Raw genomic sequence first — 24,049 nt, 5'->3', positions numbered from 1 at the left:
GCCGCAATCGACAACATCGAACATGCTGTCGTCGGGGCCTGCATTGCCGTCGATGTCGGCCATCAACTGGCGGTATCCTGCAGCGTTCAGGTTCGCTGCGCGCGCGGCCCAGATTTGCCGCTTGAAGTCTTCAGTTTCGAGCTCTTTGAGGGCTTTGCCGAACTCGACGGCCTGGGGGATGGTGAGGCTGTAGGGGTCAAACCCTGCGCGCCCGAGCCGGACAAAAAGCCGGCGGATGCCAGCGTAGGCAGAGACATCCCGGCTCGGACCATCGCTGTCCGTGCCCCCACCACTAGCTTTCCCAAGAGGTCTTCCGGCATGCCGGCGTCCAGGGCGGTCAGGACGATGTCGATCTGTTCATCGGCGACCAGGTCAAGCTCTTCGAGGTCCTGCTCATCGGCGCGCGTGGCGGCTGCGATGATACGGTTGATGACGACAGGTCCGGCCTGCCCGATGGCGGCCAGCAGGCTGGGCGCCTCTTCGGTTTCGTCCTGGTCCTCTTCGTCGGTTTGTGCGTTCTGGTCGGACCAGGCTTTCACCAGGGCCGGCGCTTGATGCATCAGCCAGAAGATGTCTTTCCCCCGCATTGGGAAAAGGTCGAGGATGCCGCCCCGAAAAGGGATGGACGCCACGGGCACAGACGCGGGGGCAAGTTTCTTGAACTCTTTCAGCTTCACGAAGGAGGCTCCTTATTGGACGGCTTTGAGCTGCTGCAGATAGCCGAACCGGCGCGACGCGGGCGCGGTGGTGTCTTCGACAACCTTGAAGCGCACGGGCACGGTGTTCTTTGCGCCGCTGTCGTCGTGCAGCATCGCTTCGCCATCGGGGAACATGACGATCTTGGCGGTATATTTGAACCGCACACCACCACGGGCCTGGCGCTGGACGACCAACAGGCGGCCACGGATCCCCTGCCGGGCCGACAGCGCTTCGACGATGGCGCGGTCATCGGCAGCGACGATTGCGGCGCAGGAGGCGGTGATGTCGTAGGGCGTATTTACGAGGAAGGTCAGGACACCAGCGCCTGCGTCCAGGTGGTAGTCTTCTCCCTCTTCGAGGTTGCCGGCGGAAGTGATGGTCACGTCCAGCTTGCCGAAGTCGATCACGTCGCCAGCCTTGGCCGTGCCAGACTTGATGATGCCGGTTGCCGCCGCCTGCGTCAGGGAGCCAGCCTTGGCGAGCATGGCGTAAGCCAGTTCGCGCGCGCCTGTCTGGCGCAGGACGGCAGAGCCAGAGACGGACACCTCGGTGACGTCGGTGTCGCTCACGACACGCGCGCCTCCGATGGCCGAGAAGATGTCTTCGTCCGTGGCATTCGCGGTGGTGGAGAGTTTCTCCATATGGCCCATCGACACGTAGGTCGAAGTGCCCTCCAACTCGAAGTAGGATTCGCCGGCGAGGTTCCGGACAAGTTTGATATCTGGCGAACGGCTCATTGCGCGGCTCCACTGTTTCTTGGTGGAGATATCGGTCCGGCAGGGGGAAACTGTGCGCCGCGGGCTGGACTTTTTTAGTCCAGCTCGACGCGCAGCCGCATCACCACAGCAAAGCCATCCACGCCGGTCTTGTCTTCCACATCGAGTGCGGTTTTGCGGAAATATGGGACAGACCCGGACGATGTCACTTTCGACCAGTCTGTCGCGCGCAGGGATGCACGCAGGGTGCGCCACGAACTGGCAATGACGGGCGCCAGAAGGTTGGGGTCATCCTGTTCCAAAAGCACTTCGATGATGGGCTGGATATTGACCTCTTCCGCCCAAGCGGCGGCCGGTCCGTCGCTGACCGTCTCTTCGGAGCCGGTCCAGACACACACACACGGCAGTTGGCCTTCGTCCAGGTCAAAGGGGTGGTTGAGATAGACCGGCCAGCCCAAAGCCTCGGCGGCCTGGGCAACCGTGGCGACAGCGGCTTCTACGGGGTCTGCCATTGGACTTCTCCTATGCGGTCAAGCTCGCGCTTCACAGCGGCTTTGATGTGAGCCAGGTTGGAAGAGGCGACGTGGGAAAGGCGATCGCCCTCGGGAATGGGATCGCGCCGGATCTGCTTTTTCAGGACGGCCACCAGCTTGACCTCATCCTCGCCCAGACGCTGCATCAGGAAGGCTTTATCCTGACCCTTGGTCACGAACATGTCTTGCGACCGGCCCTTGGCGGTGTCGCGGCGCAGGCGCTCCCGGTATTCAGGATCCACTACCACCTTCAGCATCTTCGAGCCGCCACGGATGGTGTCCCCATACTCACGCACGCGGGCGTCGAACCCGTTGTCGATGAAGGCCAGCGTGTTGTTCTTGCGCACTTTGAACGAGATGGACTTCTTCCGCTTGGGCCCGGATCCGTCCAGGCCGTCTTCGCGGAACTGCTGAACCACATCGGGCGCGGATTTGTAGAGGCCCCGGCGAATGGCGTTATACAGCTTGCGCTGGTAGGTCGTCATAAACTCGCGAGGGTTGAACTGGTCGATTTGCATTTTTCCCTCTTCAGATGAGAAGTTTCACCATGCCGACGCCGTCCGCCATGGCCCGGCCAACGGTCTTTCGGGCGCCGTCGATATGCACGCGGGTGCCAGCCTTCACGCCCAAGCGCTCGGCATCGGCGGCGCGGATGGCCACCATCATGCGCGACACGATGGCCCGGCTGCCGTTCTCGCCCACCTCTTCCACCTCGACGGAGTGGTTGACGTTGGCGCGGATGTCTTCGCCGTTGATGGTGATGGTGTCAGGCGTGGGCAGGATGTCGGCGGCATCGACAACCCAAATGGCCGGCCCAGCGCGGCGGTCCAGTTTCAGGTCCGACAGGCCCGGCAGTGGCGACGGCACGACACCATCCACCCGGTATTCGGTGGTGCCTACGGTGATACGGCCGCCCTTCCGGATACGGGCATCCTTCATAACGGTGCCCGATACCGCTGACCCAATCAGCCGGCCCCGGTTCGACATCCGAAATGCTTGGTCGGTTTCCACAATGTTCATGCGCAGCGGGAATGTGTCCAGGCTGTCGGTATAGACGGCGGCCTTGGTGGGCATGGCGTTGAAGAGGTCGCGGGCGAACATCGGCGGGTCCTAGAGAAAAGGCCCCGCCGTGGCGGGCGGGGCCTGGTTGGTTAGAGGGGGCCGGGCTTACGCGCCGGCGCCTTCTTCGGCTTCCACACTGCCATCAATCGACCCGGTGGAGGTCCCGCCAATGACGGCGGCCGGGTTGGTGATGTAGTGGATCGGCAGCGAAGCGATCTCTACTTGCACACCCTTGTTGAAGGGCGTCGCGTGGGGCGTGGCGTAGCCAGGCAGGCCGAGGGTGTTCGCCGTTTCCGGGTTGTCCAGCGGGGTGAAATCGGTCCGCAGGAGGCCAGGAACAACCGGCACCAGCTGCCATTCGTCGGCGCCCAGGGAGGGGCCGTAGTAAGGCAGGTGTGCGACGTCGAACAGCTCGAAGGGAGCGCGCTGCCCGGTGGCGCCAGCGCGGTTTACGGCGCCGTCCTGGTAGCGGTCATACAGCGCAGCAACAGCATCGCAGGTGCGGAACCGACGCCAGTCGTTCTTGCCGTGCAGCATGACGAAGCGCTGGGCGTCATCAGCGCCGGCGCCGAGGCCGTCGCGCGAGTAATCGACCACATCGGCAACCAGGTTTTGCAACTGGCGGCGGGAGGCGGTGTCATAGTCGATGGCGACCGACTGAGGCGCAGTCACGCCAGCAGCGCCGAAGAAGTCGAACAGGAGGTTGCCCTCGGAGTCGACCTGGCGGCCTTTCAGCACGTTGCCGCGCTGGAACTCGTGGGTGTGCTCGAGCCACCGGCGGATGGTGGCGGTGTCGCGGTTGAAGACCTGCTCGAAGGTTTCCAGCTCGTCTTCGGTCCCGAAGGCACGAACGTCCTGGATGTCCTCGCCAGAGAACGACACAACCCGGCCCAGCTTGACGGCCGAGATGGTGTATTGGCCGCGAACCAGCTTGTGGTCCGAAGCGGCCGGTGCGGGCTGGTAGAGCGCGCCGGGGTCGATCAGTTTCAGGCCGGTAGCCCCACGCTCGACCATGGCGCTGCGGGTGCGCAGGCGGCCAACGGTGAAGAAACGCGAAAGCGTAGTCTCAACGAACGGCGTCTTGTTCCAGGTCGCGGTCAGTTGCTTCAGGGTCAGGAAGTCTTTGTTGAACATTTGAGGTTCCCTCGTTCAGAATCGGCCGAAGTTGCGGTTCATTTCGGCGATGCGTTGGACCCAGGGGGCCGGCGCTTTCGCCGTTGTCTGCTGCGCCGCTTCAGCCGGGCGGGCAGTCATTACCGGGACCTCATCAGCACCGGATTTCAGGGCGGCGATGACCGGATCGGCCTCCGCCTGCATTTGAGCATCGGACACAGCCGGAGCCTCTGGGGCTTCGACGGCAGGCGTTTCGACAAAAGCGGCGGGCGCCTCGGGCGCGGCCATCTCGGCATCCGCCACAGGGGCTTGTTCGGCGGGTATTTCGACCACGGCATCGGGGGTTTCCGCGGCGGATTGGACGGCCTCAATCAAGTCAGCCGGGGCGTTCTGGTAGGCACGCATCTCAGGCTCGGCGAGCGCCGGGGCCGCATCAACTTCAAGCACGCCAGAGGCGAAACCGTCATTGACGGCCTCTTGGCCGCGCCACCACTTCTCTTCCTTCATCCATTCCTTGACCTTGACGACGCTTTGGCCGGAGATTTCGGAGTAGATAATGGCGGTCTGTTCGTTGATTTCATCGAGCCAGTCCGCAACCTCGCGCATGTCGGACGAACGACCCCACGCGCCGGACTCGGCTTCGTGGATCATAAAGCGCGCGTTTTTGCCGATAACGCGGTCGCTGCACGCGGCCGAAACAACCGTAGCGGCAGAGGCAGCGATACCAAGGATAACGGCCCGAAACGTAATGCCGGACGCCTTGATGGCATCATGGATAGCGAGCGCCTCGGACACCGAACCGCCAGGCGAATTGATTTCCAGGTCGGCCTCTTTCACGCCATCAGCAGCCAGCTGATCCAGGCCAGCCATGAAGGTCGCGGCGGTATTTTCCCAGGGCGAGATGACACCGAACAGCCGGATCTTCGCCTTCTGGCCGTCGGCGTTCATCACGGCCGCTTCGCCACCCGAGCTGCGGGTGACGAAGGTATGATAAAGCGCTACGGAATCTGGAGTTTGGCGGGCCATTGCGGATGTTCCTACTGTTCTGCGGGAGATATCGGTCCGACCCACACAAACTGTGCGCGCCGGATCGATATTTTTTTAGCGCTTGGCGAACAGCGGTGCGGGCGCCGCCGGCTCTGGTGGTTTGCGGGCGGCGATGCGGGCAGCCGACCAGCCCAGGCGCTCCTTGATGTCTTCGTCGGACCACGCAAACGGCACATCGGAAAGACCGGCCTCAATATCCGCGATCAGATCCGACAGCCGCTCACGCCGCACGCGTTCGGGGTCATCCCCTTGGCGGCGGATGATGTCGGACTTGGTGCAGAACCCGGCATCCACTTCCTCTTTCCAAGAAGCGACCTCCTGCGCGCGGTGGAGGTTCGGGAAAGGTTGGCCGACCCAATCCACGTCCAGCCAGTCATCCAGCGTCGTGCCCTTCGGCGGCGTCCATTTGCCCTCTGCGACAGCGAGCCTGACGAAGGTGTTCCAGATCGGAACCAGAAACATTGCCGCAAAGTCAGCGCGCCACATATCGACTTGGCGCTCGAACTCCTGCGAAATGCCTTTGTAAATCCGGTCCTGCAGGCCTGCCTTGTCCATCATGAGGTATTCGTAGGGAATATTCAGGGACATCGCGAGTTGCAGCCCGACCTGGCGCAGGAACGGCCCGAAGCTGTTCCCCATCTCCGCCGGCGCAGTCTGTTTGATTTCGGCGCCGGGCGGCAGCGTCACCACGCTCCCATCCTTGGGCACATCGACGGTATGGCCTTTGGGCGGCTCTACCTCGTTGCTTTCGGAGTCGACATACTTGCCCGTAGTGGGGTCGTAGAAAACATCCGCGAGGCGCTCCTTTTCCTCTTCGGTCAAGTCCGGAATCTGGACCCAATACGCGATGTTAGCGGACAGGACTTTGCGGACCAGTTCGGCCGCCATAAATTTCTTCAGGTCATGGATCTCGACAAGCGACCGCATAAGCGCGCTTTCCCCGCGCACGGCGCCGGGCTCGAGCTGTCGCATGACGTGGAGGATGACGTTTGCGGATACCTTGACCACCTCTTTACTGGATGCAGCGATGAGGTCCGACCGGTCGCCGGGGTGCGTCTTGTAGACGTAGTAATGGGTGGCCTCGCCACGGTTATCGAACACCTGGCCGCCGCGGACCGTCTGGCTCGAAAGGAAGGGCAGCTCAACAGGCACCATTTCGGTGGGAAGAACTTGGACCTGGAAGCCCACAGGCAGCGGCACGCCCTTGTGCGCGTTGCGCAGGCGCAGGTAACCGAAGCACTCGCCCATGTTGAAATACTCGCGCCAGGCTTGCTCCTGAACGAAGCGCAAATCACCCAGCCCGTCGGCGCCTGCCCGCTTTGCCCAGCGCCGGAAGAGGCGCATGAGGTCTTCGTCCCGGCACACAGGCGTCATGCCCTTGCCGATGACCATCGTGGAGGTCAGGTCGCCAGGCCGCGCGGCAATGCCATTCATACGGACGGCGGCACGGACGATGCGGCTGATCTGGGGATGGTTGCGAGTCAGCGCCGAAACGATCGCCTCGCCGCTTCCGCGCGGTATGTCTTTCCGGTCTTTCAAGACCTCGGAGAAGTTGTAGTCCATCCGCGCTTCCTGGGCGAGGTTGAACCCACCCATGACGACAGGGACGTGGGCCACGGACTGGCGGACGGCGCCCTTCGGCAGTGCGGACTTGGCGGCCGCCGGGGCGGCCTTTGTGGTGCGGCGGGCGGTCATTATTTGAGCTCCGAGAGGGGACGGCGAACGATGGGGCCAGACAGATCCACGGGCCGGTAGCCCAGTTCTGAAGCCATTCTGTGTCGGATTTCCCGGGTCAGCTCGTCCGCCACTTTCAGCATCTGGTCGGGGCTGGAATAGGTGTAGGTCACGCCGTTGTAGGACCAGGACGCAGTGCCTTTGGCACGTTGTTCCAGCACGCTTTTACGCATCGCACGCAGGTCTTCGAGCGAGAAGCTGTCATCATACATTGCCATCGGGGGATCTCCTTTGCGGGAGATATCGGTCCGAGGCAGTGAAACTGTGCGCCGGTTAGCGGCGCACTCGAATTAAACCTGTGCCAGGCGGACGGCTGCCCGGCGGCGATGGGGGCTTGGGGGCGCCGCTGGTGTTGGGGTTGCGGGGCACGAAGATGCGGCCGGGATCGCGCTCCGGCTCTGGGCCCGCGGGCGTCATCTCCACCACCTCGGCCTCCTCTACATCCTCCACATCCTCAACCCGGGCCATCGCCGCCGTAGGCCGCACCACCACGTCAGTCCCGAAGGCCCGGCGCCAGCGTGTGCCACCCAACGACATCAGGGCGTGGGTGGCGGCGAACGCATAGACGAAGCAGTCCCAGGGCTCCTGGTCGGAGGGCGTGGTCCATCGGGGCGCGGCCTGCCCTGGAACCGGCAGCGGCTTTTCCCTGGTCAACCGCTTGAAGAAGGCCTCGTTGATGACCTCGCCGCCCGGCAGCGTCTGCGCTGGGAACTCGACCAACCCGCCTATCAGTCGCTCGTTGATTTCGTCCTTTGCCAAGGACACGTCGATGGTGAAGAGGATGGGCCGCTTCTTGGCCGACTGTGCCGGCCAGATGGTCTTCTGGCGTGTGCCCGCCGCTCCGTTGTGGCCGCGCACGGCGAACCAGAACCTGCGGCCCTTGCGACGCATACGCCCAATCCAGTCATAGACCTTCTGCGTAAAGCCGCCGTGGCTGTCGATACAAAGGGCTTCGACCCTGAACACCCGCCCCGAGGCAGAGGTCCAGGTGCGTGTAGCCAGCGCCTCGAGCTCGTCGAAGGCGCGGCCCTTGGGGTCTGTCAGCGGGAAATCATCCAGCACCCAGTGCGCCACAAGCGCCGATCGACCGTTGCGACCCCAAGCCCAAAGACCGGCCTCCATATATGAGGCGGTGCCGGTGGTATCACCACGCTGCACATCGACGCCCATCGTGAGGGCTTCGGCCCAGTCAGGGATCTCTGCGCCGTAGTCTGTCACATACGACAGCAGGTCATCGACCTCGGAAGTGGGAGAGAACTCGGGCTGGAACGGCTCACCCAACACCTCGTTCTTGAACACCTGGACCTTCTTGGCACCACCAGCCAAGGCGCGCTTCCATTCCTGCGCCATTTCCAGCCAGCCCACGAATTGGGACAGGTATTGCGGGTAGTGAAAGCCAGGGTCGGGATGGGTCGGATTGCGGGCAATCCAGCGGCCACCTTCCAGCATCCGGATCCGGTGCCGCTCCTCGATTTCACAGTCCTTCTCGCACCGATACCAAGCGCGCGTCAGGCCTTCATCCCAGTGGATGCCGGGGCCGTCCTTCTCGCCCCACACCATGGGCTGCTCGTGCCCGCAGCACGGGCATTTGATATGGTAGTAGCGTTGGTCGCTATCCAGGAACTCGGCATCGGTTCGCCCGCCATGCTCGGCCGGCAACACCGGCGAGCCGCCGAGGATGAGCTTGCTGTTCCAGAACGTCGTGCCGCGCTTCTTCAAGCGGGCCAGTTTGTCGCCGCTCTTGTCGTCCCAGTTGGTGTCGTCGATTTCATCGCCGATGTTGATACGCGTCGTGAGACGGCGGAAGTTGCCCTCTGCCTTGGCGCCACGCAGGCGCAGGATGGCGCCGTTCTTGAACTTACGGGTGTGCCATTGCTCCTTCGCCTTGCCATCCAGCACGACATTTGACAGCTGGCGGACCTCTTCAACATCCCGGATCATCGGCAGGATCTCGGACTCGTCGAAGTCTTTGGCCGCGTCATCGGTCGGCTGGAAGAACAAGATGGGCGCCGGATCCCAGTGGATATGGTAGGCGCTCAACCACAGGAGCGCCTTCGTGAAGCCGATGCGAACCCCTTTCCGCATCACCACTCGCCGATAGCGCGGGTCCGTCATGCAGTCCATCGGCTCACGCTGTGGGCCGAAAGTCAGCCAATCGCCCGGCTCCGAGGACGTTTCAACCGACAGTTTGGCGTAGCGGTCGGCCCACTGGGACAGCGTTAGGCGCTCGCGCGGCGCCAGTGCCAGAGCCCGGATGTCGAACATACGCCGACCTGCCCGAGCAAGGGTGCGCGGGTCAGTCGACAGCATTGATAATCTCCTCATCATCGGCCAGCCCATCAGCCCCAGGCAGGTGCCGGGTGCGGGGCCGCTTGCCGCCGGGTCGGTCCGCAGTGAGGTTCTTGAGGGCGCCCTCGATGGCGCGCGCCACGATGTCTTGGCACACCGCCGGCTTGTCTTCCTCGGCCAGTTTTCGGGCCACAGACCCCGACAACTGGGAAAGACCGAGGCGAAGCGAGCCGTATTCCTCTGTGATCAGGGTCTCCACATCTGGCATCAGGACCGCATCGCCGCGAAGGATAGCCAGTTCCAACTCGGCCTTATCGGCACGGGCCTTTGTCAGGCGCGCGCGCTCCTCCTCCCAGCGAGCTTTGGCATCAAGTCCCTCTTCAGTGGTGCCGGCACGCAGGTCATCAAGCACCAGCCGGACAGTCGCCAGCACATCGTATTTGCCGCGCGCGGCACGCACGGCAAGCCCTCTTTCAGCCATGTTCTGGAGGGTCCGAGGCGTCACGCCCAGCAGCCCCGCCAGTTGCGGAGCGCCCCACAAGAGAAGGGGGGCGGATGTATCGGTTTCAGATCCGATTTCGCTTTTATTTTTTGCAGTCACCGCCAGGTTTCCTATGTTTGTTGGGTGAAATGTGCGTTCGCCGGCGCCAAAGCGAAGCGAAACCGCGTTTCAATTTCTTCGTAAGTAGGCACCGATCGACCCTCGCCCCCCCTGCTACCCTTCACAGGGGTCCTCCAGGGTCCCCTGCCGACCGGGGCCGGCCGCCTGGCCGGGGGTGCAGCGCTGCCTCCAGAACCAAATCCTCAATGATTTCATCGAGTTGGCAAAGTGTGCGCGTGTCGATGCCTGAGCCCAGCCAGAACGCCAGCCGGAGGCAGGCCTGGCGGGCCTCCTCAAGGGTCAGCACGGTGTTGGTGGGGAGCGGCATGGATCAGGTCCTGTGGGTGTCTGGGGCAGGGCGGGGCAGGGTGTCGGGTAGAGGGGTGGGCTGGGTGTCTAGGAGCGTGGGCAGGCGCGGCGATACCCACTCGCCGAGGTGATCCAGGTCGCCCGTGTTGTGTTTGGCGCCCCTGACCACCCCCCTGGGTGTGCGACGGGGGTGGGGGATGTTGAGGAGGCGGCAGATGGCGTTAAGCATAGAGGGCCGCTCCACCTGCCGAGGCCGCGTGGGCAGGCCATATGGCCACGGGGTTGCCCTTCACCCACAGCGCCACACGGTTGCCCACAATGACCGCGCTCACATGAGAGCGCGGTAGGGCGGCGGCATGGCAGAAGGCCAAGATGGCGTGCTCGAGGGTGATGGGGTTCATTCGAAAGAACTCGACCGAGCACGCAGCAGGCCCAGCTTGTCGGCTCCGCCACCCCAGCAGACATCAATCTCATCGCCGAGGTTGAGGCAGATGGGCGTTTTGCCCGCCTGGGGCACAACCAGCCGGCGGGCGGCATCAATGTCTTCCACGACCGAGCGGAGGGCGCGGGCGCAATCAGCAAGATACTCAATGGTTGGGTCATTGAACGCAATGTCGCTTTCGAACGCCGCGATGGCCTTGCTCTGCGCATCATCCAGCACCTTGGCGACGTCGATGGTGTCGGCTTGGGCTGCGGCCTTGCGCACAGACTCGAGCTCTGCTTGTGCAGACAACAGTTGCCCTCTGGGCAGCAATCCGCGGTCCACGAGGCTTTGGATCTTCGAAACGTCTTCTTGTGTCATTTGTGGCATCTGTGTGCCCTCCCTGTTTGTCCCTTGGTAGGGAGCTAGGGAAAACAAAGGTGGATCCAAAACGCCGGCCGGTCTTTCTTTCAACGCACCCAGTCTTTCGGCCGGCTGCGATACACGCCGTGCTCGCGGAGCAGCTGTTCGTATTCGAGGCGGTGGGCACGGCGACGGATGGCCCAGCGGATGGGCACGAAGATGAGCAGCGCCAAGCCGTAGACTGTGGCGGCGCCGGTGATCAGCAGCGAGGCGATGGCAAGTGCGGACATGTCGGATCCTTTTCCCTTTGCAGAAGGGAAGGTGGGTCCGTTCCTATCCATATGCACACCAAAATCAATTTGGTGATGGCGCACCCAAGACCATCAAGACAATCGAAAAGGAAAATATGCCAGTTAATGCTGGCAATTTCCTCAAATCGACAAGACGAACAAGACCTTTTTGCAACCCTTCCTATAGAAGGTGTGCGTTTTTAACTTTGGAGACACTATGATAATCATTCCTCACGCGCCTGGGGAGTAAATATCATATGGTCTTCAAAGTTAATTTTATGCCCTCGCTATAGGGAAGGTTGCACAAAGGTCTTCATTGTCTTCTGTCTTGGCTAGGTTTCCAATGAAATCAGCGGTTTGTAACTTTTTTTAAAAATCTTCAACAACATCGCTTGGATCGACCCATCTCCTCCTCACGCAACAAGAGGAGGCAGCCATGAAGGTCCTGCGCAAACCCCAATATCTCGGCACCAAAAGCCAGACAAACGCAATCATCGCCCTTGCCGGTGCGAATGGCAGCTATGCCGACCGTCAAGCGGCGGCACGCGCCGTTATCGGAAAATCCTTGGTGGGTTCAACCGTCGGCTTGGTGAAGCTCGGAAAAAGCCAGTTCATCGTTTCTACAGATGACCTCCCGAGCCTACCTTCAAATGTCCGGCCCTACGCCTTTGCTGTCGTTGCCCAGTGCAACGACAAGGGCGCCGTGTTCCTGACCAAAGCCTGAAACCACCCACAACGACAACGAGCGGCACGAAAGACCGCCCAACAACAGGAAGTCGAGCATGCATTCTTACATCAAATCCCTCCGCGCCTCCGTCGCACAGTTCGAGGAAGTCGCAGCGGAAATCCGCGCCGCCGCGAAGGCCGAGCGCGAGGCCAACGCCACCGATCTGGTCGATACCGATCACCCCTCGGATGACCTTTCTACCATCAACGGCATCGGCGCCGCCGTGGCGGCTAAACTGTCCCAGGCCGGCCTCTGCACTTATGTGCGCCTGTCCAAGGCAACCGACGACGAACTGGAAGCTGTCTGCAAAGGCTATGCCAAGAAGGCCAAGGCGCAGGATTGGCGTGGCCAGGCTGTGAAAGCGGCCGCCGCGATGGGCAAGGTGGTTGTCGAGAGCCCCGACCGCTTGACCGACATTGGCGGCATTGGGCCATCTACCGCGAAGGCCTTTGCCAACGCCGGAATCCACACCTACCGCGCACTGGCCGCCCTGTCAGACGACCGGTTGGAAAAGGTGACCGAAGGCTTTGCCGAAAAGGCAGACAAGGGCCGCTGGCGGCAGCAAGCCAAGACGCTTGCAGACCGGAAAGACCTCCGGAACGCGGTCATTGAGCAGGCCGTGGCCGCCGTGGAAACGGTTGAGGGCGAGGACGAAGAGCCCCGTAAGAAGTCGGACCCCGCAGAGCGCATAACGGCCGCAGACATCTGGTGCTTGCTTAATGCCAGCCGCACCGACCTTGGCAACACCGATCGGCTCCTGGTTCACTACGGCCACCGCATCCTCGACGTGGTAGGCCTAGGTGTGATGGCCTGGACCGGCAACCGCTGGGTTGCAGATGGCAAAGAGGGCGCGCTTGAACGCACTGCCCATCAGGCCGCCCGCGGCATCGCCAACGACATCCAGACTGCCCGCATCCTGCACCAATACCGACCCGACATTCTCAAATACCTGCCTATGACCCGCGCAGAGGCCAAGGTTATGCGAGAGGGCGACAAGGACGGGTGTGGCATGGTCGATGACCCACAGAACGTGCGCTTCTCGCTCGAAGAGCTGTCGATGTGGGCCAACCGTGCGCAGGACCAGAAGGCCATCTCCGCTATGGTCAAGCAAAGCCGCACGTATATGCAGATCGATGCGGACAAGCTTGACGCCCTTCCCCACATCCTCGGCGTCAAGAACGGGATGGTTGATCTGCGGTCCGGTGTGCTGCTGCCGTCTGACCCATCGGCCTTCATGTCGAAGCAGGCTGGGGTGGTGTTTGATGCGGCCGCCAAGTGCCCCAACTGGATTGCCTTCTTGAACGATGTGTTCAACGGCAACCAGAAGCTCATCCGATACATCCAGCGCTGGATCGGCTACATTTTGACCGGGGAGACCAGTGAGCAGAAGTTCCTGTTCCTCACCGGACAGGGATCCAACGGCAAGGGCGTGATGACCTATGTCATTGAACAGTTGTTGGGCGATTACGCCAGAACTTTGCCCAAAGACTACCTGATGAAGCAACGCGGGCCGCGCTCGAAGTCCAGCGGCACCGACGACATCCTCGCAGGCCTGCGGGGCGCCCGGTATGCCCACGCCTCTGAAGGCGACGCCGACGATGCGCTGGACGAAGGCCGGATGAAGGACATGTCGGGTGAAGGCACCCAGACGGCCTCCTTTAAGTTCGAGCGGGCCTTTGAGTTTCGGCCGGTCTGCAAGTTGGTGTTCGATACCAACTTCCGCCCTCGCATCCACAGCCAGGATAAGGCCATCTGGCGCCGGGTTGTGAATATCCTCTTCACCAACCACTACGAGCACCCGTCCCACGAAGACTTCGTAAAAGGTGTGTCGAAGCCAAAGGACCCGATGCTGCGCACCCGCCTCCTGGCGGAGATGCCGGGCATCCTCAACTGGGCCATCCAGGGCGCGGTGGAGTGGTATAAAGGGATGGAAGAGCACAAAGACGGCCTCGGCGAAGAGCCCGAGTGCGTGTCCGAGGCCCGCGGCGAATACCGGGTTGAAACCGACGCCACCGGCGCCTTCATGGAACAGTGCGTCGTGATCAACAAAGGGGCGTCGGTCCAGGCTGGCCGGCTGTATGAGGCCTACAAGCAGTGGTGTGAGTTCAACGCCGTGGGTTTCCCGGTGTCGATGCGTGCCTTTGGCGACATCCTCAAAGAGAAGGGCTTCAAAGCCGAAAAGCGGGGCAGCTACATCGTCCGTTTCGGCCTCACATTGAGTAGCGCCGGCGAAACCTATGCAGACAAGAAGCAGGACGGGATCCACGCCCCCGATCGCCCCTTGGGCCGCACCCCTGTCGCCGTGAAGGTGGCGTGAAACCTTCCCGCTGGGCCCGGGTTATGGCCTGACTACCTCCCTGTTGGACTTGCCCCCTCTTCGGAGGGGGTTTTTTTATTAGTAAATAAAGAAAAGGATGCTATTCTATAATCCTTTACAGAGGGAGAATCGTTATGGCTTTGTCCGAAAATGAACGTAAAGGCGAAATTGCAGCCATCCGAGCGAAGCTGAAAAGCAAACCTGGTTCAATGGAGGCGCTCAACGACGCTATACACACCTCCTTATCTGCGCAGGGGATAAACATAGACAACGGTTTAAATGGCGGTTTCGTTATAGCCTTGCCAGAAGAGTTGGCTGACAATCTAAATCAGGTTACTCTTCCCGGTGGCACGAACTGTTGAGAGAGCGATGTTTCAGAGACTCGCTCCTGGTATTTTCTATCATCCCAACTTTATAGATCCAGTCAAAAACAGTGAGATCTTAAACGAGGTCCATTCTTGGAATGATTGGTCAGCGGCACACGCTGGTCGCTATAAAGACGACAAGTTGATAGAGACTGCCGAAATCAAAGAGATCCGAGATGTGCTGGTTAATAGAAAGCCGTTGCAGTCAAAGACCGAGGAACACCTTCGTATTGAAGAGGCTGCTACTCAAGGAAACCAGCTCTTTGGGATCGAGAACGTAAGGGCCTCACCGTATGTGGTGTCAAAGTATGTCAAGGATTGCCACATCCGTCCCCATACAGATACCGACTTCTTCAATACACCCAGAGTCTATACAGGGGTTTATTATCTAAATTCCGAGTATGTCGGTGGGGAAATCTATTTTCCAACCTTCGATATTTCTCTGCGACCAGAAGAAGGATCCCTAGTTCTTTTCCTGGCAGAGTATCTACACGGTGTGATGCCAATCAAATCCGGTGAGAGATATTCGATCGTTTGGTTTGGTGAGGTGGAAAGGGATAAAGGACACTAGGGTCGATAGACGCTGTGTGCCGAGTCTTTGGCCTCTCCCAAATTGGGGGAGGCCGTTTCACTTCAATACTTCGGGCTCACACCGTGGCGCCGCTGCCTCCTCGTGCTGGCACACGAAGCCATCGAACGCCGCTTGGACGCGTTCCGTGCTGAGCAGATACACGCTCTCCATCGCAGCCAGGACGCCTAGCGCGAACAGAAACCCGTGGCGGTAGGCTGGGAGGCGCGCCAGGGCCGTTGCAAGGGCAAGGATGAGCGGGACAAAGGCGACCCACCACAAGAAGGTGCCAACTGGCATAGCGATTGCAAACAGGCTGAACGGGAGGGTTTCAAGAAGGGCAATCACGACCCGCACACCGAACGCTGTGTTCTGAACCGCCCCTTTGTGCTGTCCCCATTCCCTTTGCAGGATAGACCACGACCAGGCTGGACCGATGGCTAACGCGAGCATGAGGGCGGTAACCAGATCCGGGTGGATGTCCGGCAGGTCTAGCAGGTTTTCGAGAAAGCCTGCGATGCCGCCCGCCACCTGGTTCCACCCCACGATGACAGCATGAACCACAGCGGCCAGGTCGAGAGGAGAGTAGTGCTCTAGGATGTTCGGCGCGGCGCCCAGGAACGCAAACGCCATCACCACGCCCCTCGAAAAATGCGCCGCCTTCCACCAATCGACCAGCCAGCCCAATGCATACCCCAATGCAGACCATCAATGCCGTGGGTATAGCACAGCCTCCTGATTGGTCACAAAGCGCTGCCGGAAGAGAGACCCCCACAGAACCCAAAATTTTAGCCAGGTGGTCCCCTGTTCGGGGTGGGTCAAGGGGTAGATAGCCCGGATGCGAAAAGATGGCTCCAAGGCAATTTTTTGGAGGTTTCTTGACTTGCCGTGGGTCTGGATTGGCGCATGTGGTGGGGGCCAGAGCGGTTCTGGCGAGCAAAACCAGGAAAGACCGACCATGAACATCGATACCACCGCCCTCACCACCTCTCACGCCAAGCTTGCCTTTGCGCGCGACATGAAGCCCGTCATCGAAACGTTCCTGGCGCGGGCAGCCGCCGAGGGGATGAGCCTGTCTCGAGTGCGTGGGGACGCAGTTAGCGCAAGCCGCGCCCAAATTTGGTTTGAGTATGACGACGCCGGCAGGAGGGCTTTTGTGCGATTTCACACATACCACCGCCGCGGCGGGCTCGGCGTTCGCTTGCAGGGAGAAATCTTGTATCCGTGGCGCAAGACAGGACACGACAGATTCATCAACAGTCGTGGTTTGGTTGCCAAGCAGATTCCCGCAGCGTTGAGTGCTTTGCGCGCGGCATGCTCGAGCGAACTCGAGGCCCGCGATCGCCGCCTGAAACTGCAATCCATGCTGCGGGGCGCAGGCTTTGAAGAGGGCGTCTCATTTTGCGGAATAGAGTATGAGCGGGACGGTTTAGCAGTCGAAGAACGTAATGACGTTTGGCACATCACTATTCCAGCCTGCCAGGCGACCGAAATCATCGCCGGCATAATCAACCAAACCGGTTGATATCCATCGCCACACACAAATCCCACGCACATTTTTTCACTACAGCCGCTAAAAAGTTTTAGCCGGTTTTGTTGGGTTATTTTACCGGTGGTGCATTTTGTCGGAAAAATAACACGCCGATTTTTTGCGCGCCGTATTTGCGGGACGCATATCTATGGTGTGGGCAGGGAAGCCCACCATCAACGGGGAGAGAAAGCCATGGACGCCACATACTGGAACAACAACGGCCGCTACAATGCCACGGCTGGCAAACTGGGGGAACTGATCCCGTCGGTGGGCGGTGTCAGTCAACCAGAGAAGAACAAGGCACTCGAGAAGTTTCGGTGCACCCGCAACATCTACTACGACTACTACAACAACGGTTTATGCAATCGCATGGGCGAAGTCCGGAAAGTCTATGGGTTTTCGGCACTGGTTATGATGCGCCAACGGGGCAATATCTACCATCCTGACATCGAGGCGGCGTTCGAGGCTGGACTGGACGCCGCGATTCTGGCTGCCGCCGATGAACAGGACTTGGACGTGGTGGAGTTGTCTGCCCATGCCCGCCTCGCCCGCCGGGCCTGTCTGCATGCCAAGTCTGTGCGCCACAGGGCCGCCTAACTACCCCACATAGCCCCTGCGGGCGCCATCCCCGGGCCAGCCTCGCACTGGGGCCGGGGTTCAGGTGTGCCAGCCAATGGGGCTGGTATGCCATCGAGGAGGAAAAACCATGGCACACGTTTCCCGCTCACAGTTCGAGAGCGCAGCAAACCATCGCGAGTTCGAGGACCTTTATGACGCCGCCGTCGAGGCGATCGCCAACGACCCGGCAAACGCCCACCTTTCCGACCGGGAAGCCGATGACCTGGGCGTTGGGACGGTCGACAAGTTCCTGGAAGATGCCGGCCTGGTAGCCCGCCGTGAAGCCCTCCGCTCCGAGGCGCTGCGGTAAACATTACCATCACTCCCCATAGGGGCAAGCACCAAGCCAGAGGGCCGGAGAGCCCTGCATAGGAGAGAAACAATGTCGAGCCGAACTTTCTACGCAGCCAACCACGCCACTCGCCAGGTCGTTGGTTTTGACACCCAGGCGCAGAGGAAAGCATGGGTGGGTGAAAACCCGGAGCGCGAGGCGACGGTCGTTGCGGTGGCGCGCGAGTTGCACCTCGAGAAGGGGTATCGCTTGGGAGGGCCCGTGTGATGCACGACGCAAACATGTTCGACCGCGAGTTCGACGTGCCAGTCGATTTGACCGATGACACCGCCCCGGGGGCTGGCGCCCCCGGCCCCCGCTCAGATGAACCCACGCCGGCCGAGATGGTGGGGCTCGACGGAGTGTCCGCCGGCCGGCTTGGCACCGCCGCTGTGTTGGCGCGGATGTCAGACAGGCAGGTATGGGCCGCCCTGGCTGCGGCCAATAAGGTGGCGCTGCTGGCCCTTGAAGAGGGCAATATGCCAGTGGCCAGGCGCGCGGTAGCACAGCAAGAAGCGCTGACGCGGGAGTTGCAGCGCCGCACGGAGCTACGCAAATGAACCGCGCGGCGCCGTCCAAGCACGAAATCCTGGCCGCAACCGCCTTCGGCCAGGTCAGGGGCACGCAGGAACTGATCGCCCTGAAACACTGCGACGATAACCCCGATGTTCGCCGTCTGGCTGGTATCGCACTGGGCCTCCGGAGCTGGCCATACAGGTGGTGGCGCAAGCCCGGTGAATACGCCCGTCCCAGCGCCTGAAACTTTGGAGCGGCCGGTCTTTTGACCCATCTGCCTGTCCTCGCTATGGACAGGCAGATGGATAGGTGACGCTTCGAAGAGTATTAGCACCCTTGGTCTATTGTGGCGGGACCACTATGAAGTTGAGGACGGTCGAATGGTCCTGTGTGCATGACCGCCGTTGCTAGAAATGTCCTGCAGTGCGTCCCATATATTCTGCAGGCACTAGGTTCTCCTCTGCAACGGATTCCAGATCTTTTCCTAGAGCAATCACTTCGGACTGAACATCTGGTCGTATCGGCGGTCGCCAGCAGACTTCCGGATCTCTTGAAACATCATAGGCTGGTGTTGCATCGAAAGTCAGGTTCGCATTTTCCCAATACACGTGATACTCGTCAGGAAGATATTTCTTCACGCAGAAAAGCGTAGGCCTGCGATCCCCGAATGCTGAACGCTGTATCAGGATGTCTTCTGGAACATCTATGCCGCGCCTATGAAGCTCTCCTTTGTCTAGCAACACCTCCTTGACAAAGGCCACTTTGCCGCTAACCGGCAAAGCATCCATATCGTCCAGAAGCGCTTGAAAGTTAGGCGTCGAGACGAAACTTATCAGATCAGCATAAGCTTCCTTAAAGGCACTGCGCAGGTCTTCTACTGTCGGTTTTGTCATTCAGCAGCTCCCGCCACATCCGCAGACGGTACCTGCCCCAGCGCCCCCACAAGTGCCCATCACAACCGGCCCCTCACTATAACAAGCAATTCCAGGGAAAGGTGCAACTTTGATAGAACTTCCATCCTTCAAAGTAATTTTCGGGTCAGTGCTATTAGCTTCGGGAGCTTCAAATTCATCAACGTTGCCAAACTCTAAAACACCCAGATCTTCTTCGAAGTAGCGGCTGGAGATGCGCATGCCTTCAGGCATACTCACCCCCGCCTCTCGGAGGCCGTCGACGGACAGAATATCGCGCGCCCTCATAAGGCGCTCCTCCATCGGAAGCTTTCGTATTTCCTCCATTCTCTTTAGGAATGGCTCAGACGTGATAGCGTCGATAATGCTATCGGTCATTTCCTTCATTTTAGCGGCTGACGGTCGACTCATTGAAAGTTCCTCCAACAAAAAGACGCAGGCTCATTGGCTCATAAAATAATGATTCGCACAATAAATCCTTTCGTTATTGCGCGGGGACAATCCATTTCCGAAGTTCAACGTCGAAGATGTTCCATCAATGTAGCTACAGCCTCTTCGGGAGAGCGGACAACGGTGTATATGCCTCCAGCCTGCTCCACCGCTTTCTGGAACGCTGCTTGGCCTGTGCGCTGGGTTCCCTTATCGGTTTTGACCTCGACAAAGACCGACCGGCCCTGAACCACCCCCACGATGTCGGATATGCCCGGGGGGCCCAGCGCAACCCACGCGCCACGGTCTGTCTTTACGCGACCGGCGTTTTGGCGCCAGAAGATGCCGACCGGGTGGAAGCGCTGGGTAAGGGCCACCAGGATGCGGTTGTGGATGTCGGTCTCTCGGTTCGCCATCAGACACCGTCACCGAACCGCTGCAGCTGGTCGCGGCAGAAGGCTTCCAATGCCCCATCCCCATCGCGCAGGGCGCGGTCCAAGCGCTTGCGCATGGTGTCCACGGCGGCGCGGTGAGCGCCGCCCGGCGTGCGGGAGGGCAGCCAAGCGCGGAGTTGAGGTATCGTCTGGCCAAGCCGCTTGCGTTCTTCCCGTGCGGCCTGACGCTGGGCGGCGATTTCCTCTTCGGCCAGCTCTCGGAGGCGCACGGACTCGGCGCGGGGGATCCGGGTATCTTTCGCTAGGTTGGCCCCACAATAGGGGCAGCACGCAGGCCCCGTTTCGAAGACAGCCATGCATTCACCACACTGGCGGACAGTGAGGGATTCACCTGCTTCGGTGATGCGCTGTGCCTTGGCTTCATCGCTGGTGCGCCAGTCGCGCTCTTCAGTCAGGGTGCCCAGGCGCAGCGTGTTGCCGACATGGTCAAGCACCAGCCCATACGGCTTGCCATCAGCGGCTCGGGCCGCACGGCCCAGTTGCTGGACCCACAGCTGCTCGCTCTTGGTAGGGCGCAGGGAAAGCAATACGCGCAGAACCGGAAGGTCGAACCCGGCGGACACCTTGTCGACCGAAAACAGCAACCCTCCATCCGCCAGCGCCGCGATCTTCCGTTTCACATCTTCGGGCCGGTCTTTCCCCGTCAAGACTTCGCAGGGGTGGCCCGCCTTGCGGAACCGATCGGCGGTGTCGGTGGCATGCTGGACGTTGACGCAAAAGCCCAGGGTAGGGGCCCCATGGCCGTGCGCTCGGTAGGTTTCCAGCGCGTTGGCGTAGAGACGGCGCTCTTGCAGCAGCTCCATGACCTGGGCTTCGTCATATTCGCCGCGGCGGCTGGCTACGCGAGACAGATCCAGGGGGTCGGGGCACACATACCGCAGTGGTGCCAGGAATCCCTTCTCGGTGAGCCAGCGGGCGCCACGGGCTTTTATGTGACAGGGGAAGGTTTGGAAGGTCTCGGGTCTGGGCGTGCCGGTGAAAGCCACCACCTTGGCATTGGGGGCGCAGTCCATCACGCGGCCGTATTGCACCGCGCTGCCGCCCATGTGGGCCTCATCTATCAATATTAGATCGGCCGGTTTGGCGGCCAGTTCGATGCGGCGCTTGTCTGCCGCTTGGACAGTCATAACGACGACGCCGGGGAGATGGGCAGCGCGCTTCGAGAGCTGGTCCACCACGGCCGAGCGGTTCGACAGCACCCACACCCGCTTTCCCGCTTGGGAGTAGGCAATGGCCAGCAGCTGGATGATAATAGATTTGCCGTAGCCTACGCTGGCTTCGAAGAGGATCCGCAGCGCCCCACTGCGCATTGCTTGCCGCAATGCGTCCAAGTCGTCCGATTGGTGGGCCCAGAGGGAGCCGAGCGCGGTGGTAAGGTTTAGGTGCTGCAAAGAAAAATCCCCGCCGGTTGAGGGCGGGGATCAGATAGGTCCAAGAGGCGGGCTTCAGAAAAAGGTGGCGCCGCTTTCTTGGAAAAACTCTGGCTCCGGTGCCTCTATCGCCGGCGTGGGCGGTGGAGCGTAGGCTTTGTTTTTCCGTCCGGGAGTGGCGGGCCCTTTGCGCGCTTCCTTGGCAGACAGGGCCCAGCCCGAGGCATAGCGACGGCGACCGGTGAGCAGGTCCCGCACGCGTTCGTAGTGGAGGCCTGTGAGCGCGACCAAATCTTGGCGACTCCCAGTTGCAGAGGCGCCGGAGGAGTGGAACAGCGTGCGGGGACGGGGGTCTGCGTTTCCGTGCAGGGCCACACCACCGAGCATCTCTGCACGCTCGCGAAGATCCCCCGCACATTCTATGAGCGCGGGGTATCTGCGCATCGTGCGGATGACCTCCTGGGCAGCGACGCGGGCCAAGCCAACGCGCTTCGAGGACAGTTCCGCGAGCATGATGTTTTGTGCCTCCACCCAGGTTTCCGGGGACACATAGAGCCCCAACACTTCAATGGGTGTGTCCGAAGTTTTAACGGACGATGAGTTTCGCGCGATCAGTTCGACATATTTTCCGAGCATGGTTCCCTCCCTGGGGTTTTCTTGCTTCTCGATAAATATGGGTCGCAACGCAGATACGGGCAAACCGATCGGATAACATTTTTCGGACGAAAAGGCGCAATACCGCAGTTGGTCGTGCGACCCAGAAATAAATATCGGCGTGGGGAAAAAATATGGGTCGCAACGCCGAAATAATTTCCGTCCCGCCAAAATCGAACAATCTCTCTTATAGGCCCGCGGAACAGTGGGCTGACAAGCCATCAACAGGAGGAAGACATGGCCCAGACCGTCAAAACCCGCCGCGGCCTCGCGCACGAAAAGAACCGCGCGAAGTGGCTCGCCACCCGTGCCCGCAACATCAACTCGAGCGAGGTCGGGGCACTGTTCGGGCTGTCGCCTTACATGACGCCGCTCGAACTCTACGCGCTGAAAAAGGGCCTCATCGAAGACGGCTTCAAAGATAACGACCGGGCCGCTGCCGGTCGGTTCCTCGAAGCCGGTATCGCCGCCTGGGCGTGCGAAAAGTTCGGCTTCAAAGCCAAGCCGCTCAAAGACTATTTGGAAGACCCAAAGGCCCGCACCGGCTCCAGCTTCGACTGGGAAATCACTGCCTGGGATGATGCCCCTGGCGCCTTCGAGGGCCGCATCCCGTTGGAGATCAAGACGGTCGACTACCTGGGCTTCAATGGCTCTTTCAAGGCTGGCTATACCGACCGCAAGTGGAACGCCGACAACCCCGACGACATCGTTGCCCCGCCGGCCATCGAGCTCCAGGTGCAGCACCAGATGATGCTGTCCGGCGCACCCTGGGCAGTCATCATCGTGCTGGTCGCCGGCAACCAGATGCACCGTATCGTGCGTATGCGGAACGAAACCATCATTGGGAAGATCCGCGATCGGATCGCCCAATTCTGGCTAGATGTCGATTTTGGCCGCGAGCCGACGGCAGACTACGAGCGCGACGCGGAAACCATCAAGCGGCTGTATGTCCGGCCCGACCCGCGCGCCGCTGTGCCGGCGGAGCAGCACGCCCGGATGATGGATGCTATCGACCGCGCCTGTGCTGCTGCCGAGGAAAAGAAAGCAGCAGCAGCCATCGAGGAGGCCGCCAAGGCAGAGGTGATGGATGTGCTGCGGGAAACCGAGCTCGCCGTCCTGCCGGACGGTTCAAAGGCCAGTTGGAAGGCCGATAAGAACGGGCGCCGCAGCCTGCGCCTCACCGCCGCGCCAGCGCTTGACGCCTTGGCCGCCTAACAACCTCGCGGGGCCTGCCGGCCCCGCACCCCGCCGACGTTCATTCAACAGGAGGAAAACATGAACGCACAAGTCCAGGTCGCCGAAGAGCGCACCCCGTCCCCGATCCAGGCTATCAGCGCCATGCTGGACAGCCAGGCATTCGCCCCCAAGATCGCCGCGTCGCTGGACGGCACCGGCATCTCCGCCGAGCGCTTCAAGCGCGCCGCGCTGGCCGCCCTGTCCCGTCCGGAAGCCCAGTATCTGGTCGAGAAGTGCAATCGCGCGTCCATCTACACCGCCCTGATGAACGCGGCGGCCGCCGGCCTCGAACTGCACCCAGCCTTGGGCCAGGCATACCTAGTCCCGCGTGGCGGCCAGGCCGTGCTCCAAGTGGGCTACAAGGGCTACATCGCCCTGGCGTCGCGTGCCGGCCTCGCGGTTGAGGCCGATGTCATCTATGCCGGGGATAGGTTCCGGGTCGTGAAAGGCACCAACCCCGACATCTCCGTTGAGCCCGAGTTTGACCCGGCCAAGCGCGGCGAGTGGGTGGCCGTCTATGTCATCACCCACTACGCCAGCGGCGCCAAGACGCTCACTTTTATGACCCGCGCAGAGGTCGAGAAGGTGCGCAACCGCTACTCGGACGCCTACAAGCGCGGCGGCAAGGGCGCCGAGGTCTGGAACGAAAACCCCGAAGAGATGGCGAAGAAGACCTGCATCCGGCGTGCGTCGAAACTCTGGCCCATCTCCGTGCCCGGCGGTGACGATGAAGGCGGCGACACGGTCGACCATGCCCCGCAGCACCAGGGTATGCGCGACGTCACCCCAGCGCCGCGCGCCGGCGGTGCGGCTGCGCTGGACGCCCTTGGCGAGAGCCTGTGAA

The 24,049-nt window shown here is 61.1% G+C and carries 30 protein-coding genes; 11 read left to right on the top strand and 19 right to left on the bottom strand.

Annotation, left to right across the window (positions count from 1 at the left end; translation table 11 throughout):
• Positions 1-86: 86 nt before the first annotated feature.
• The 13 genes from AAIL68_RS06760 to AAIL68_RS06700 form a co-directional block, all read right to left on the bottom strand.
• A complete protein-coding gene (locus AAIL68_RS06760; RefSeq protein WP_347138892.1) occupies positions 87-677 on the bottom strand; it encodes a hypothetical protein in 591 nt (196 codons plus the stop codon).
• A gap of 12 nt (positions 678-689) precedes the next feature.
• Positions 690-1,436 carry a hypothetical protein gene (locus tag AAIL68_RS06755; RefSeq protein ID WP_347138890.1) on the bottom strand — a complete coding sequence of 249 codons (747 nt, stop codon included), beginning with the start codon at positions 1,434-1,436 and terminating at the stop codon, positions 690-692.
• Between the two features lie 74 nt (positions 1,437-1,510).
• Positions 1,511-1,927 (bottom strand): hypothetical protein, encoded by a 417-nt coding sequence (locus AAIL68_RS06750; RefSeq protein WP_347138888.1) that lies wholly within the window; start codon positions 1,925-1,927, stop codon positions 1,511-1,513.
• Positions 1,912-2,466: a hypothetical protein gene (locus AAIL68_RS06745; RefSeq protein ID WP_347138886.1), complete on the bottom strand. Its 555-nt coding sequence runs from the start codon at positions 2,464-2,466 to the stop codon at positions 1,912-1,914. Before AAIL68_RS06745 ends, AAIL68_RS06750 begins: the two co-directional genes overlap by 16 nt.
• A gap of 10 nt (positions 2,467-2,476) precedes the next feature.
• Positions 2,477-3,049: a hypothetical protein gene (locus tag AAIL68_RS06740; protein ID WP_347138884.1), complete on the bottom strand. Its 573-nt coding sequence runs from the start codon at positions 3,047-3,049 to the stop codon at positions 2,477-2,479.
• 66 nt (positions 3,050-3,115) lie between these two features.
• A complete protein-coding gene (locus AAIL68_RS06735) occupies positions 3,116-4,144 on the bottom strand; it encodes a major capsid protein (RefSeq protein ID WP_347138883.1) in 1,029 nt (342 codons plus the stop codon).
• A gap of 15 nt (positions 4,145-4,159) precedes the next feature.
• A complete protein-coding gene (locus AAIL68_RS06730; RefSeq protein WP_347138882.1) occupies positions 4,160-5,149 on the bottom strand; it encodes a head maturation protease, ClpP-related in 990 nt (329 codons plus the stop codon).
• A 75-nt stretch (positions 5,150-5,224) separates the two neighbouring features.
• Entirely contained in the window at positions 5,225-6,865 is a 1,641-nt protein-coding gene (locus AAIL68_RS06725; RefSeq protein ID WP_347138881.1) for a phage portal protein, read from the bottom strand.
• Positions 6,865-7,122: a hypothetical protein gene (locus AAIL68_RS06720; RefSeq protein WP_347138880.1), complete on the bottom strand. Its 258-nt coding sequence runs from the start codon at positions 7,120-7,122 to the stop codon at positions 6,865-6,867. The genes AAIL68_RS06725 and AAIL68_RS06720 overlap by 1 nt, the downstream gene beginning before the upstream one ends.
• A gap of 55 nt (positions 7,123-7,177) precedes the next feature.
• The gene (locus AAIL68_RS06715) at positions 7,178-9,214 is read right to left on the bottom strand and encodes a terminase gpA endonuclease subunit (protein WP_347138879.1); all 2,037 of its coding nucleotides are present in this window, start codon (positions 9,212-9,214) and stop codon (positions 7,178-7,180) included.
• Positions 9,201-9,794 (bottom strand): hypothetical protein, encoded by a 594-nt coding sequence (locus AAIL68_RS06710; RefSeq protein ID WP_347138878.1) that lies wholly within the window; start codon positions 9,792-9,794, stop codon positions 9,201-9,203. The genes AAIL68_RS06715 and AAIL68_RS06710 overlap by 14 nt, the downstream gene beginning before the upstream one ends.
• 706 nt (positions 9,795-10,500) lie before the next feature.
• Positions 10,501-10,905: a hypothetical protein gene (locus tag AAIL68_RS06705; RefSeq protein WP_347138877.1), complete on the bottom strand. Its 405-nt coding sequence runs from the start codon at positions 10,903-10,905 to the stop codon at positions 10,501-10,503.
• Between the two features lie 89 nt (positions 10,906-10,994).
• Positions 10,995-11,177 carry a hypothetical protein gene (locus AAIL68_RS06700; protein ID WP_347138875.1) on the bottom strand — a complete coding sequence of 61 codons (183 nt, stop codon included), beginning with the start codon at positions 11,175-11,177 and terminating at the stop codon, positions 10,995-10,997.
• Positions 11,178-11,613: 436 nt separating this feature from the next.
• Between AAIL68_RS06700 and AAIL68_RS06695 the strand changes: the two genes are divergently transcribed.
• The 4 genes from AAIL68_RS06695 to AAIL68_RS06680 all read left to right on the top strand — a co-directional run bounded on the left by AAIL68_RS06695 (position 11,614) and on the right by AAIL68_RS06680 (position 15,157).
• On the top strand, positions 11,614-11,901 hold the full coding sequence (locus AAIL68_RS06695; RefSeq protein ID WP_347138874.1) for a hypothetical protein: 288 nt from the start codon (positions 11,614-11,616) through the stop codon (positions 11,899-11,901).
• A gap of 58 nt (positions 11,902-11,959) precedes the next feature.
• Positions 11,960-14,221, top strand: coding sequence for a phage/plasmid primase, P4 family (locus AAIL68_RS06690; protein ID WP_347138873.1), 2,262 nt, complete (start codon positions 11,960-11,962; stop codon positions 14,219-14,221).
• A 134-nt stretch (positions 14,222-14,355) separates the two neighbouring features.
• Positions 14,356-14,583 carry a hypothetical protein gene (locus AAIL68_RS06685; protein ID WP_347138871.1) on the top strand — a complete coding sequence of 76 codons (228 nt, stop codon included), beginning with the start codon at positions 14,356-14,358 and terminating at the stop codon, positions 14,581-14,583.
• A 7-nt stretch (positions 14,584-14,590) separates the two neighbouring features.
• The gene (locus AAIL68_RS06680; RefSeq protein WP_347138870.1) at positions 14,591-15,157 is read left to right on the top strand and encodes a 2OG-Fe(II) oxygenase; all 567 of its coding nucleotides are present in this window, start codon (positions 14,591-14,593) and stop codon (positions 15,155-15,157) included.
• Between the two features lie 57 nt (positions 15,158-15,214).
• Here the strand turns inward: AAIL68_RS06680 and AAIL68_RS06675 are convergent, their stop codons facing one another.
• The gene (locus tag AAIL68_RS06675) at positions 15,215-15,841 is read right to left on the bottom strand and encodes a hypothetical protein (protein WP_347138868.1); all 627 of its coding nucleotides are present in this window, start codon (positions 15,839-15,841) and stop codon (positions 15,215-15,217) included.
• A gap of 271 nt (positions 15,842-16,112) precedes the next feature.
• Between AAIL68_RS06675 and AAIL68_RS06670 the strand changes: the two genes are divergently transcribed.
• From AAIL68_RS06670 to AAIL68_RS06650, 5 genes are all read left to right on the top strand, one after another.
• Positions 16,113-16,679, top strand: coding sequence for a hypothetical protein (locus tag AAIL68_RS06670; protein ID WP_347138866.1), 567 nt, complete (start codon positions 16,113-16,115; stop codon positions 16,677-16,679).
• Positions 16,680-16,877: 198 nt separating this feature from the next.
• A complete protein-coding gene (locus AAIL68_RS06665; RefSeq protein ID WP_347138865.1) occupies positions 16,878-17,282 on the top strand; it encodes a hypothetical protein in 405 nt (134 codons plus the stop codon).
• 109 nt (positions 17,283-17,391) lie between these two features.
• On the top strand, positions 17,392-17,613 hold the full coding sequence (locus AAIL68_RS06660) for a hypothetical protein (protein WP_347138863.1): 222 nt from the start codon (positions 17,392-17,394) through the stop codon (positions 17,611-17,613).
• A 248-nt stretch (positions 17,614-17,861) separates the two neighbouring features.
• A complete protein-coding gene (locus AAIL68_RS06655; RefSeq protein ID WP_347138861.1) occupies positions 17,862-18,194 on the top strand; it encodes a hypothetical protein in 333 nt (110 codons plus the stop codon).
• Positions 18,191-18,394 carry a hypothetical protein gene (locus AAIL68_RS06650; protein ID WP_347138860.1) on the top strand — a complete coding sequence of 68 codons (204 nt, stop codon included), beginning with the start codon at positions 18,191-18,193 and terminating at the stop codon, positions 18,392-18,394. Before AAIL68_RS06655 ends, AAIL68_RS06650 begins: the two co-directional genes overlap by 4 nt.
• 163 nt (positions 18,395-18,557) lie before the next feature.
• Here AAIL68_RS06650 and AAIL68_RS06645 read toward each other — a convergent pair whose 3' ends face one another.
• The 5 genes from AAIL68_RS06645 to AAIL68_RS06625 all read right to left on the bottom strand — a co-directional run bounded on the left by AAIL68_RS06645 (position 18,558) and on the right by AAIL68_RS06625 (position 21,951).
• The gene (locus tag AAIL68_RS06645) at positions 18,558-19,043 is read right to left on the bottom strand and encodes a hypothetical protein (protein WP_347138858.1); all 486 of its coding nucleotides are present in this window, start codon (positions 19,041-19,043) and stop codon (positions 18,558-18,560) included.
• Positions 19,044-19,448, bottom strand: coding sequence for a hypothetical protein (locus tag AAIL68_RS06640; protein WP_347138856.1), 405 nt, complete (start codon positions 19,446-19,448; stop codon positions 19,044-19,046). It abuts the gene before it with no gap.
• Positions 19,449-19,576: 128 nt separating this feature from the next.
• A complete protein-coding gene (locus tag AAIL68_RS06635; protein ID WP_347138855.1) occupies positions 19,577-19,906 on the bottom strand; it encodes a hypothetical protein in 330 nt (109 codons plus the stop codon).
• The gene (locus AAIL68_RS06630; RefSeq protein ID WP_347138908.1) at positions 19,906-21,267 is read right to left on the bottom strand and encodes a DEAD/DEAH box helicase family protein; all 1,362 of its coding nucleotides are present in this window, start codon (positions 21,265-21,267) and stop codon (positions 19,906-19,908) included. The genes AAIL68_RS06635 and AAIL68_RS06630 overlap by 1 nt, the downstream gene beginning before the upstream one ends.
• A 123-nt stretch (positions 21,268-21,390) precedes the next feature.
• The gene (locus tag AAIL68_RS06625) at positions 21,391-21,951 is read right to left on the bottom strand and encodes a hypothetical protein (RefSeq protein ID WP_347138854.1); all 561 of its coding nucleotides are present in this window, start codon (positions 21,949-21,951) and stop codon (positions 21,391-21,393) included.
• Between the two features lie 255 nt (positions 21,952-22,206).
• Here AAIL68_RS06625 and AAIL68_RS06620 point away from each other — a divergent pair, with 255 nt between their 5' ends.
• Together AAIL68_RS06620 and AAIL68_RS06615 are read left to right on the top strand one after the other, a co-directional pair.
• Positions 22,207-23,184: a YqaJ viral recombinase family protein gene (locus AAIL68_RS06620; protein ID WP_347138852.1), complete on the top strand. Its 978-nt coding sequence runs from the start codon at positions 22,207-22,209 to the stop codon at positions 23,182-23,184.
• Positions 23,185-23,244: 60 nt separating this feature from the next.
• Entirely contained in the window at positions 23,245-24,048 is an 804-nt protein-coding gene (locus tag AAIL68_RS06615) for a recombinase RecT (protein ID WP_347138850.1), read from the top strand.
• The last annotated feature ends 1 nt before the right edge of the window (position 24,049 follow it).

Origin of the sequence: Paracoccus sp. SSK6 (assembly GCF_039770665.1) — a bacterium.
Lineage (GTDB): Bacteria > Pseudomonadota > Alphaproteobacteria > Rhodobacterales > Rhodobacteraceae > Paracoccus.
Note: the sequence above shows the minus strand (reverse complement) of the source record. Positions and strands in the feature narration are given on the sequence as shown.